The sequence below is a fragment of the Rheinheimera sp. genome, assembly GCF_030824435.1.
Classification (GTDB): domain Bacteria; phylum Pseudomonadota; class Gammaproteobacteria; order Enterobacterales; family Alteromonadaceae; genus Pararheinheimera.
In genome coordinates this window covers 44,022-55,613 of sequence record NZ_JAVBXS010000098.1, presented here as the reverse complement: position 1 = coordinate 55,613, position 11,592 = coordinate 44,022, and the positions used below count along the sequence as shown (strand labels likewise).

The following is an 11,592-nucleotide window of genomic DNA, read 5'->3' as shown; positions in this document are numbered from 1 at the left end:
GCCACCACCGCTAATTTAAAGGCAAGGGAATAATCTTTTTGCGTACGCTTGGCTATTGCATTCATGACACTCTCCACGGTTCAGGATAAAAAGTGTCAACGTTATTTAGGACGGGTCAAAGTTAATAAAAAAGGCTACCCAGGTAGCCTTTTACTTTTTATGAAACACCAGGCTTAAAGCGCCATGGCAAAGTGAACTTAACGCTGGAACTGATAGACCGAACCCAGTTGCAGAATTTTAGTCAGTTCATCAAGTGCAGCGCGGCTTTCATTCAACAACAATGGATCTGCCAAATCTGCTTCTGAAATCTGATCACGATAATGGCTGTTCACCCACTGATTTAACCGGGCAAACAAGTTGTCATCCAGCAGCACATTTGGATTCACCGCCTGTTTTTCCGCTTCGCTCATGGCAACACGTAAACGCAGACAAGCAGGGCCACCGCCGTTTCTCATACTTTGTTTTACATCATAATAATGCACCTGACGGATAGGCGTGCCACGGCCGGTCAGCTGTTCTAAATAAGCAGCAACCTGCGGATGGTCGCGACATTCTGTCGGGGCAATAATGGCCATTTCGCCGGACGGCAGGGTAATGACCTGAGTGTTAAACAAATAAGTCTGAATGGCTTGTTGTACTGTCACTTCATGGTCCAGTACTTCAATCAAATGTAACTCTGACTTATCACCAAATTTGCGTTTTACTTCATCCAGTTTCTGTGTGCTGTCGACAAAAGCCTGTTGATGGTAAAACAACACATTTTGGTTACCTACCGCTATCACATCGTTGTGAAACACACCCTGATCAATCACTTCAGGGCTTTGCTGGATATACACCACTTTGTCATCCGACAAACCATGTAAACGGGCTACAGCTTCACAAGCTTCAAAAGTATGACGGGCAGGGAAGTTACGTGGCGCTGGTTTGTTGTAATCAAAGGCGTAACGGCCAAACACAAACAGTTCTACACCTGTTTCGCCATATTCACTGCATAAACGGGTGTGGTTGGCGGCGCCTTCATCACCAAAGTGGTCATTGTCCGGCAGATGCTGGTGATGACTAAAATGGCGCTCATTATTAAACATGGCTTTTAAAATCCGGCCCGTGGTTTCAGGCTCTAACGAACGGTGAAACTTATTGGTCAGATTGGCCGGGGTAAAATGAATTTTGCCGTCTTTTGTGTCTTTGCTGGGTGAAATGGTCGCTGCGTTGGCTGTCCACATGCTGGACGCTGAACAGACAGCTCTGAACACAGAGGGCGCCTGTTTTGCTGCTTTGGCAATCACTTCTGCGTCAGTACCACTAAAACCGAGCCGGCGTAATGTATAAACGTCGGGACGTTCTTGTGGTGCTAACACACCTTGCACCATGCCTAAATCGGCCAGCGCTTTCATTTTTTGCAAGCCCTGCAATGCAGCTTGTTTTGGACTAGAGGTATTTTTGGCGTTGTTAAGTGACGCAACGTTGCCGACAGATAAACCGGCATAGTTATGCGTTGGCCCAACTAAGCCATCAAAGTTTGCTTCAAAGTACTTCATTTTTGCTTTATTCCTTCAGTTGGGAAGGGGCACTGTTTTTATTGTTTTTGCGGCCGTTATTGGATTGCTTCATTTTATATTCTGCTGATTTAACCGGCAGAATGACCCTGTAAAGACAGGGTCAACCGAATAATAATGAGTTTATTCACTTGTCACAACTTGAGTTTGCGGATATACGTTAAAAAGACATGTAGAATGCCCACCAAAGTTTAGGGATCTCGGAACAACGATGGCGAAATCACTGGTAATAGTCGAATCACCGGCAAAAGCTAAAACAATTAATAAATATTTAGGTAATGATTTTATTGTAAAAAGTAGCGTGGGACATATCCGCGACTTGCCAACCAGCAGCAATAAAGACAAAGAAAAAAGCAAAAAAGACGTAAAACTGGAAAAAGCGCAGAAAGAATATCTGGCGCTGGTCGACCGCATGGGCATAGATCCGGAAAACGGCTGGAAAGCGCGTTACGAAATTCTGCCAGGTAAAGAGAAAGTTGTTAAAGAACTCAAAGCTTTAGCTGAAAAAGCTGACACAGTTTATCTGGCAACGGACTTAGACCGCGAAGGAGAAGCTATTGCATGGCATTTGCAACAGATCATCGGCGGTGAAGAACAGAAATTTAAACGGGTGGTATTTAACGAAATCACCCAAAATGCCATTAAAAATGCCTTTGTAGAACCTGGTCAGGTGAATGTCGACCGGGTAAACGCCCAGCAAGCCCGCCGCTTTTTAGACCGTGTTGTTGGTTTTATGGTCTCCCCGCTGTTATGGAAAAAAGTCGCCCGTGGTTTATCTGCTGGCCGGGTGCAATCTGTTGCAGTGCGGTTAGTGGTTGAACGTGAACGCGAAATTAAAGCTTTTGTGCCGGAAGAATACTGGACAGTAGATGCTGAAACCATTTCAGCGGCAAAAGCAGCGTTAAAACTGGAAGTGGTACGCCAAAACGGTAAAGCCTTCAGACCTGACAATAAAACGCAGACCGATGCCGCTGTTGCGCTGTTGCAGCGCGCCAGTTATCAGGTGACTGAACGCGAAGATAAACCGTCCAGCAGCAAACCTCAGGCGCCATTTATTACCTCTACACTGCAACAAGCCGCCAGTACCCGCATGGGTTATGGCGTGAAAAAAACCATGATGCTGGCGCAGCGTTTGTATGAAGCCGGTTATATCACTTATATGCGTACCGACTCGACCAATCTGTCGACAGAAGCGGTAGGCGCAGTTCGAGATTTTATTGAACAGCAGTTTGGTAAAAAGTATCTGCCAGCAGAGCCATTAAGTTACGGCAGCAAAGCCAATGCGCAGGAAGCACACGAAGCCATACGTCCTTCTGATGTGAATATTCAGGCCAGTATGTTGGGTGATATGGAAGCAGACGCCAAGAAGCTGTATGAGCTGATTTGGCGCCAGTTTGTTGCCTGCCAGATGCCAAATGCGCTGTACGATGTCACCAATATTACCGTGCAGGCCGGTGACTTTGAGCTCAAAGCCAAAGGCCGGGTGTTACGTTTTGACGGTTGGACCAGAGTGCAACCAGCACAAAAACGCAAAGACGAAGAAGAAAAAGAATTACCGGATTTAAAAGTCGGCGAAACGCTGCAGCTAGAGCAGTTATTGCCAGCCCAGCACTTTACCAAACCAGCGGCACGTTACAGTGAAGCCAGCCTGGTCAAAGAACTGGAAAAACGCGGTATTGGCCGTCCTTCCACTTATGCTGCCATTATTTCGACTATCCAGGAACGTGGTTATGTGAAGGTCGAAAACAAAAGATTTTACGCCGAAAAAATGGGTGAAATTGTCACAGACCGCTTAGTGGAAAACTTCAGCGATCTGATGAATTACGATTTTACCGCCAATATGGAATTAAAACTTGATGACATAGCGCACGGTGAACTGGCCTGGCAAAAAGTGCTGGATCAATTTTACGGCGACTTCTCAAGCAAGCTGAAAACAGCAGAAGCGGATGTAGAACAAGGTGGTATGCGCACCAATCAGTTTGTATTAACTGATATTGACTGCCCAAGTTGTGGCCGCAAAATGGGTATCCGTACCGCCAGCACTGGTGTGTTTTTAGGCTGTTCCGGTTATAACCTGCCACCGAAAGAGCGTTGCACCACCACCATGAACCTGACACCAGGTGATGAAGCTGTGTTGGTGGCCGACGAAGACGAACTTGAAACCGAAGTGCTGCGTCACAAAAAACGTTGTGCCAAATGTGGCACCGCGATGGACTCGTACCTGCTGGACGAACAACGTAAGTTGTATGTCTGTGGTAATAACCCGGGTTGTGATGGTTATCTGGTGGAGAGTGGCGCCTTTAAAATTAAAGGTTATGACGGCCCGCTGATAGAATGTGAAAAATGCGGCTCTGACATGCAGTTAAAATCCGGCCGTTTTGGTAAGTATTTTGGCTGCACCAATAGCGACTGTAAAAACACCCGCAAACTGTTAAAGAACGGTGAAGCAGCACCGCCAAAAGAAGATCCGGTTCATTTACCGGAGCTGGCCTGTGAAAAGTCAGACGCTTATTTTGTATTGCGTGATGGTGCTGCAGGTTTGTTTTTGGCTGCGTCCACTTTCCCACGCTCCCGCGAAACCAGAGCACCTTTGGTGGCTGAACTGCAAAGATTTAAAGACAGGTTAGTGCCGAAGTTTTTATATCTGACCGCAGCGCCGGCTCAGGATCCGGCCGGCAATCCAACCATAGTGCGCTGGAGCCGTAAAACCAAACAGCAATATGTGATGTCGGAAAAAGACGGCAAAGCAACCGGCTGGTCTTTATGGTTTAAAGACGGTAAATGGCAAGAGAGCAAAGCAGAAGCTTAAGCTTTGGTTCCATCAGCTAAAAAGGCCACAGTAGTGGCCTTTGTTGTTTTTACAAAGCTGTTGATGTCAGGCTGATTTAAGATGCGTTTTATTGTTCAGTGCAAATGCTGGTTTTATTAATAAGTTGCTGTTGACGTCACAAGCTGCTGCAAAAATTTGATTTTGCCCGATAACTAAAGCGAAAGTAATAAAACGATAAAGGAGATAAAAGGGGGATGGATACTGCTGCGGTTAAGTTAATTTCGCATCAAACGTCAGACTTAAGCGGCCGCAAGTTACCACTTGCGTTTAGGGGCAAATAACACGTCCAGGTCGTTATTTTCCGCTTCGGCACGTTTTTGCCGGTCCCGTAAATTGCCTTCTTTTAGCTCTTCGGCAATTTCTGCTAACAATGACGTCATTTCGTTACGGCGTGAGGTGACATATTCGTCCACATGGCTGGCATTGGACAGGGTAATAAGGGCTTTTTCATAACACTGCCGGGCAGAACCTAACATATCGCTGCTACGGGCCTGGTTGCCTCTTTTGATCTGACTTTCAACATTAATACGCAGTTGCAGGTTTTCCAGTCTTCTGTCTTCCTGCACTACAATCTGGGTATCAATATTGCCGCGGGCATGTTCTGCCCGCAGAATGGTTCTGAGTTTTTTAATGCCCTGGATCATGCCAATAATTTGTTTGTCGTTATCAGGCAAGGTGATGTGTTCGTTGAGAGCCTGAGTGTGACTTCCCATATCTTCCAGCTTTTTTTCGGTGTCGGCCAGCCGGCTTTTTAAATCGCGCGAGCCGGGTTCCAGCTCAACCATAGCTTTGAGGGTATAAGCAATACGTTTAAGCAGCATTTGCGAAATAGGTGGGGTAAGAGGCACATTGGCGGCATTCAGCAGAATTTCTTCGGTATCTTCCAGCATGCCACGCAACTTAGAGAACTCAGCCCGTTTTAACGTGGCTAACCGTTCTTTGTGTTGTTGTATTGCGTTCGAAATAACAGCAAAAACCACTAATGCTATTACCAGAACAATGATCATGGTCAAAACCATCTGAACCTCTGACTTGGTTTACCACCTGCATCTTAAACAGAAATTGGCAAAATTACCAATCTTCTGCCGCCCGTCAGGGCAGATACAACCTAAAGACGCCGCCACCAAATTGGCCACCGTTTGATAACTCAATACGACCAACCCGACCCTGATTGCGGTGTGCTTTGGCAATTAAGTGTGCAAAAAACAAGCCTAAACCTGTGCGTCCGGCTGTTAAATTAAAATGCATCATACTATTGTCGCTGTTTTCCAGCATAAACTGTGGAAAACCTTCACCGTCGTCATGCAATTCAATACAAAGATAGTCATCAATGATGCTGGCTTTGAGCAATAACTGGGTGGTGCTATAACGTAAGGCGTTGACGAACATATCATTAATCAGATTTCCGACCAAATCATTGTCAAAAAACCAACAGAGATCAGCCGCACAGTCGAGTTGAACTGCAATCTGTTTTTGCTGACTGTACATCTCGTTTTTGATCAGTACTTCATCCAGTAAATCTTCAACAAAATATTCGTCCAGATGTAAAGGCAGTTGTTCTTTTTCGATGCGGTATAACGACAACAGCTGCATCAGATTGCTGTTCAGTCTGGACGCTTCATAATGAATGCGGGCCAGTTCCTGACTGGCGGTTTCTGAATGGGGGGCTAAATCCTGCTGCAACAAATCCATTGACTGGATCAGCATACATAATGAGTTTTTCATGTCGTGTACGGCAGAGGCCAGTACAGTGGCAAAATCAATTTCCGGCTGTTCCACGATATTTCAGTTCCTTTACCGCTGTCACTCAACCAATGTCAGTAAAAAGAACTACTGCTTAGGCAGGTTTTTAGCTACTATTGGTTATACTAAACGCCAAATTTTGAATTGGCTGGAATAATCACATCATCCGCGCATATGGCTAATCATATGTCAATAACGGAAGCCTGACACATGAAATTACAACAGTTACGTTATATTGTCGAAGTGTTAAATCACAATCTTAACGTATCCGCGACGGCGGAAAGTTTGTACACCTCACAACCCGGCATCAGTAAGCAGGTGCGGATGCTGGAGGATGAACTGGGTATTCAGGTATTTGGCCGCAGTGGTAAACATCTGACCCATGTGACACCTGCCGGGCGTGATGTGATTGAAATTGCTCAGCAAATTCTGGCTAAAGTAGAAAGTATCAAAGCAGTTGCCAAAGAACATACTTTGCCTGATCAAGGCAAACTGAATATTGCCACTACCCATACCCAGGCCCGTTATGCGCTGCCGGACGTGATTGGTGGTTTTATCAAAAAGTTTCCGAAGGTGTCGTTGCATATGCATCAGGGCACACCACAACAAATTTCAGAAGCAGCGTCACGTGGTGATGCCGACTTTGCGATTGCCACTGAAGCCATGCATTTATTTTCTGATTTGGTGATGTTGCCTTGTTATCACTGGAACCGCAGTGTGATAGTGCGTCACGACCATCCTTTGGCGCAGCTGGATCACCGTATTGAAATTGAAGATGTGGCTAAACACCCTATTGTGACTTATGTGTTTGGTTTTACTGGTCGTTCTGAACTTGATCGTGCTTTTGGTGAAAAAGGGCTGGAGCCAAAAATTGTCTTTACTGCAACAGACGCCGATGTGATTAAAACTTATGTGCGTCTGGGTTTAGGGGTTGGTGTCATTGCTTCTATGGCGATGGACAAAGAGCTGGATAAAGATTTGGTTTCGATAGACGCCAGCCATTTATTTGCCGCTTCCACCACCAAAATAGGCTTTCGCAAAGGTTCGTTCCTGCGCACTTATATGTATGATTTTATTGAACGTTTTGCGCCACACCTTACCAAGGAAATGGTGGAAAAAGCCAATATGCTGCGAAATCAGGAAGAAATTGACCGGATGTTTGCCAAAATTGAATTGCCGGTGCGTTAATGCCGGAATTGAACTGATAAAAAAAGACCACTGTTGTGGTCTTTTTTTATTGGCTTGCTCTGCCTTTGTGGTCATCCGCTTTTATTAAATCAGGCCTGAGCAATGGCTTTTATACAACCCGGCAGCAGACCCGCACTATTTCTGGGTTTCATCCGGAGTTGATGGCTTAACTTATTGTTGATAAATATTATTTAGTCACGCCAGCTCCTGCCGTAGTTCTCTGCAAGCCTGCACCATATGTTTGAGTGCTGCTTCAGTTTCAGGCCAGCCACGGGTTTTTAAACCACAATCCGGATTCACCCAGAGTTGTTGTACCGGCAGCTTGCCGGCCGCTTTATGAATGAGCTGTTTGATCCAGTCAAGATCCGGCACATTGGGGGAATGAATGTCATACACGCCGGGGCCAATCTGGTTGGGATAAGCAAAATCTTCAAAAGCCTGCAATAACTCCATATTAGAACGTGAGGTTTCGATGGTGATCACATCAGCGTCCATAGCGGCAATAGCACCGATAATGTCGTTAAACTCCGAATAACACATATGGGTATGAATTTGTGTGCTGCTATTGATATGGGTACTGCACCTTTTAAAGGTGTCCACTGCCCAGTTGAGGTATTGCTGCCACTGGCTGCGTTTGAGCGGTAAACCTTCACGAAATGCCGGTTCATCAATCTGAATAATCTGAATACCGGCTTGCTCCAGCGCTTTGACTTCATCTGCCAGTGCCAGACTCAGCTGCAACGCGATATCAGCACGGCTTAAATCTTCCCTTGGGAAAGACCATGCCAGCATAGTAACAGGGCCTGTCAGCATACCTTTCATTGGTTTTTTGGTCAGCGACTGAGCATAAGCTGTCCACCGGACTGTCATATCCTTCGGCCTGCTGATATCACCAACAATAACTGGTGGTTTGACACAACGGCTGCCATAACTTTGCACCCAGCCAAACTGGGTAAAGACATAACCCTGCAGCTGCTCGCCAAAATACTCCACCATGTCATTGCGCTCTGCTTCACCATGCACCAACACATCCAGACCTAACTCCTCCTGCAGTTGTACAGCTTTTGCAATCTGCTGTTGGATGTGCTGCTGATACTGCTGCTCGTTGATACGGCCGGCTTTTAAATCCACTCTTAATTTGCGGATATCCGGTGTTTGTGGAAATGAGCCAATAGTAGTGGTTGGCAACAGCGGCAGTTGCAGTTTCAGTTGCTGAATATTGATACGGCTGGCAAAAGGCAGGCTGCGATCCGATTTTTCGGTTTTTGCTTTGGCACAAGCTTGTTGCACTTGTGCCTTGTGCACCAAGGTCGAGTGTGCCCTTGCTTTAACAGGCGCGCTGTAGTGTTCAATGGCGCTGGTGTCGTCACTTTTTAAAGCTTGTTGTAATAACTTCAGCTCTTCGCACTTTTGCCGGGCAAAAGCAAACCAACTTCGGATCTCGGGCTCAAGCTGTTTTTCCAGGGTTAAATCAACAGGGCTATGTAATAAAGAGCAGGAAGTGCCAAGCCAGAGTTTGTCGCCTTTTTGTGCAAACAGCGGTTTGAGCTCCTGGTAAGCTTTGCTTAAGTCGGCGCGCCAGATATTACGGCCATTGATAATACCGGCCGACAACACCCAGTGGCTGGGGATAAGCGCTGCAACTTTGGTTAAATCCACTGGCTCGGCGCATAAGTCCAGATGAATACCGTCAAAAGGTAAATCAACCAGCTGGGGTAAATAAGCGGAAATATCACCAAAATAGCTGGTAAGTAACAGTTTCAGCTGACCTTTTTGCAAGCTGCGGTAGCTGGTCTGAATAGCACTGAGCCAGTCTGCAGACAGTTCCAGTGCCAACACAGGTTCATCCAGTTGCAGCCACTGTACGCCGGCGGCATTGAGGGCATCCAGCAGTTGCTGATAACCCTTCAGCAGAGCCGGCAGCAGGTTGAGTTTATCGACGCCCTCAGCCACTTTGCCACAATGCAGGTAAGTGACAGGGCCTGGCAACACCAGTTTAAAATTCAACCCCAAGGCTTTTGCTTCGTTGATTTGGTTGAACAAACTTAAATCAGTCAGGCTAAATTGTTGCCGCGCGTCAAATTCCGGTACCAGATAGTGATAGTTGGTATTAAACCATTTGGTCATATCGCTGGCAGCGGCGGCTGGGCCTGTAGGCGCGCGGCCACGGCCGATGCGGAACTGGCAGTCAAAATCAATCTGACCATCTGCCGTTTGATGACGTTTTGGTACTACCCCAAATAACAACGAAGTGTTTAATACATGGTCGTAATAAGCAAAATCGCCGACCGGCACTAAATCAATACCGGCTTGTTGTTGCAACTGCCAGTGATCAGCACGCAGTTGAGCACCAATGTTTTGTAGTTGTTCTTGTGAAATTTCACCTTGCCAATATTGCTCTAAAGCACGTTTTAACTGGCGTTTATTGCCGATACGCGGAAAACCAAGGCTGTGTGTTGTTGACATATCTTTCCCTCATTTGGACGTCTAGATGTTGATATGTCTATTATTGCCGGTTATGCTGTGGTGCCACAACTGAATAACTAGCCTCTGTTACGTGAGAAAAATTCATTATGATTGAGCTCAAACTGCTGCGCACTTTACTGGCATTACAACAAACCGGCTCTTTACAGGGCGCGGCCAGCCGGCTTTTTGTTACCCAGTCGGCCTTGTCACACCAACTGAAAGATGCCGAGCAAATGCTGGGAGCCAGTTTGTTTGTGCGGAAATCTCAACCTGTGCAGTTCAGCGCCCAGGGCAAATTGTTGCTGGATGTCGCCACCACCGTATTACCGCAACTTGACCTCGCCTGGCAGCAGCTAAAAAGCGGTCAGTTACCGGCGCAACAACTGCGGCTCACTGTGGAGTGCCATGCCTGTGTCCATTGGTTGTTACCGGCGTTAAAAGCCTTTCGCCAGCAATGGCCACAGGTGCAGCTGACATTTGAAACTGATATTCAGCATCATGCGATAGAAGCTATGCTGCATGATGAGTTGGATCTGGTGTTAACCACAGACAGACGGCTGGAGCAGCAAGTGAGTTATCTGCCGTTATTTGAACTGGAGTTGTTTGCTTTTATCGCGCCTGAACATCCGCTGGCAGCAGTTGCGTTTGTGACAGCCGCAGATTTAGCACGGGAAAAGTTGCTGGTTTATCCGATCCCACCGGAGCGGCAGGATTTATTCCGGCTGTTTTTACAAAAAACAGCTTTTAGCGGTGAACTCAGACAAGTGGCGCATGCCAGTCAGATGTTGCAACTGGTGGCGGCGGGCGAGGGCATTGCTGTGCTGCCGGGTTGGCTGGCGGAACCTTTTGTCAGCCAGGGGCTGATTGTTGTTAAAAGGCTGAGCGAACAGGGTTTTAGCCGTCAGATGTATCTGGCTTATCAGCGCGATAAACAAAGTGCGGCTTTAACGGCTTTTTATCAGCTGTTGCGCCGTTATTCACCGGCAGCACAACCACAGGCTGTGGCTTAACGGTTAGTAATAAGAGGCACAGATGTTTCTGTGCCTGACTATCGGCAAAGAGCCGGGGCAGGCCACCAGGGTTGTGGCCGGAACAGCTTTATTCGTAAGGCAGTGGATCTGTCACCTGATTCAGTGCAAAAGCTTCCAGCCGCTCCTGGCAAGAACCACATTTACCACAGGCTTTTTCGCGGCCGTTATAACAAGTCCAGGTTTTACTGTAATCTAGACCCATCGCAAGACCGTCTTTAAGAATTTCAATTTTGGTTTGTTGCAGGTAAGGGCTGATGATATCAACAGGCTCATAGTTGGCTATCTGGCAGACATCATTCATTTTTTGCACAAATTCAGGACGGCAATCCGGGTAAATAAAGTGGTCCCCTGAATGAGCACCGTAATAAACTGCCTGAGCGTCCAGCGACACCGCATAACCCACAGCCAGACTTAATAAAATCATATTGCGGTTGGGCACCACGGTCGATTTCATATTATCGGCGGCATAATGGCCTTCCGGCACTTCAATATCGTCGGTCAGCGACGAGCCACCAATCAATTGGTTAATCGCTGAAATATCAACAATTTTGTGATGAATGCCCAGCTCCTGACAGACGTTTTGTGCACAAATCAGCTCTTTGACATGGCGCTGACCATAGTTAAAAGACAAGGCATACACTTGGTGGCCGGCACGAATGGCATTGTGCAGCACGGTAAAGGAATCCATGCCACCTGAATAAATCACAACAACTTTTTGCGGCATTCTTGCAGCTCCCGTTATAATGGTCAGCAATTTGGGGCGCGCATTGTACTGCAT

General features: G+C 46.8%; 8 protein-coding genes. 3 read left to right on the top strand and 5 right to left on the bottom strand.

Annotated elements, in window-relative coordinates:
* Positions 1-197 precede the first annotated feature (197 nt).
* On the bottom strand, positions 198-1,538 hold the full coding sequence (astB, locus tag RCH83_RS16380; RefSeq protein ID WP_306523860.1) for an N-succinylarginine dihydrolase: 1,341 nt from the start codon (positions 1,536-1,538) through the stop codon (positions 198-200).
* 229 nt (positions 1,539-1,767) lie between these two features.
* Here astB and topA point away from each other — a divergent pair, with 229 nt between their 5' ends.
* Entirely contained in the window at positions 1,768-4,365 is a 2,598-nt protein-coding gene (topA, locus tag RCH83_RS16375) for a type I DNA topoisomerase (protein ID WP_306523859.1), read from the top strand.
* A gap of 275 nt (positions 4,366-4,640) precedes the next feature.
* Here topA and RCH83_RS16370 read toward each other — a convergent pair whose 3' ends face one another.
* Both RCH83_RS16370 and RCH83_RS16365 read right to left on the bottom strand, forming a co-directional pair.
* Positions 4,641-5,393: a hypothetical protein gene (locus RCH83_RS16370; protein ID WP_306523858.1), complete on the bottom strand. Its 753-nt coding sequence runs from the start codon at positions 5,391-5,393 to the stop codon at positions 4,641-4,643.
* Between the two features lie 85 nt (positions 5,394-5,478).
* Positions 5,479-6,165, bottom strand: coding sequence for a sensor histidine kinase KdpD (locus tag RCH83_RS16365; RefSeq protein ID WP_306523857.1), 687 nt, complete (start codon positions 6,163-6,165; stop codon positions 5,479-5,481).
* 174 nt (positions 6,166-6,339) lie between these two features.
* Between RCH83_RS16365 and cysB the strand changes: the two genes are divergently transcribed.
* Positions 6,340-7,317 carry an HTH-type transcriptional regulator CysB gene (gene cysB / locus RCH83_RS16360; protein ID WP_306523856.1) on the top strand — a complete coding sequence of 326 codons (978 nt, stop codon included), beginning with the start codon at positions 6,340-6,342 and terminating at the stop codon, positions 7,315-7,317.
* A gap of 195 nt (positions 7,318-7,512) precedes the next feature.
* Here the strand turns inward: cysB and metE are convergent, their stop codons facing one another.
* Complete coding sequence (metE, locus tag RCH83_RS16355) at positions 7,513-9,783, bottom strand: 5-methyltetrahydropteroyltriglutamate--homocysteine S-methyltransferase (protein ID WP_306523855.1); 2,271 nt, start codon at positions 9,781-9,783, stop codon at positions 7,513-7,515.
* A gap of 107 nt (positions 9,784-9,890) precedes the next feature.
* On the opposite strand from metE, the gene RCH83_RS16350 reads away from it, so the two are divergent.
* Positions 9,891-10,793, top strand: coding sequence for a LysR substrate-binding domain-containing protein (locus tag RCH83_RS16350; protein ID WP_306523854.1), 903 nt, complete (start codon positions 9,891-9,893; stop codon positions 10,791-10,793).
* Between the two features lie 88 nt (positions 10,794-10,881).
* On the opposite strand, the gene queC is transcribed toward RCH83_RS16350, so the two are convergent.
* Positions 10,882-11,538 (bottom strand): 7-cyano-7-deazaguanine synthase QueC, encoded by a 657-nt coding sequence (gene queC, locus RCH83_RS16345; protein ID WP_306523853.1) that lies wholly within the window; start codon positions 11,536-11,538, stop codon positions 10,882-10,884.
* Positions 11,539-11,592 lie beyond the last annotated feature (54 nt).

Coding starts and splice junctions, on each gene's coding strand:
- astB (WP_306523860.1), bottom strand. CDS start 1,538: ATGAAGTACTTTGAAGCAAACTTTGATGGCTTAGTTGGGCCAACGCAT.
- topA (WP_306523859.1), top strand. CDS start 1,768: ATGGCGAAATCACTGGTAATAGTCGAATCACCGGCAAAAGCTAAAACA.
- RCH83_RS16370 (WP_306523858.1), bottom strand. CDS start 5,393: ATGATCATTGTTCTGGTAATAGCATTAGTGGTTTTTGCTGTTATTTCG.
- cysB (WP_306523856.1), top strand. CDS start 6,340: ATGAAATTACAACAGTTACGTTATATTGTCGAAGTGTTAAATCACAAT.
- metE (WP_306523855.1), bottom strand. CDS start 9,783: ATGTCAACAACACACAGCCTTGGTTTTCCGCGTATCGGCAATAAACGC.
- RCH83_RS16350 (WP_306523854.1), top strand. CDS start 9,891: ATGATTGAGCTCAAACTGCTGCGCACTTTACTGGCATTACAACAAACC.
- queC (WP_306523853.1), bottom strand. CDS start 11,538: ATGCCGCAAAAAGTTGTTGTGATTTATTCAGGTGGCATGGATTCCTTT.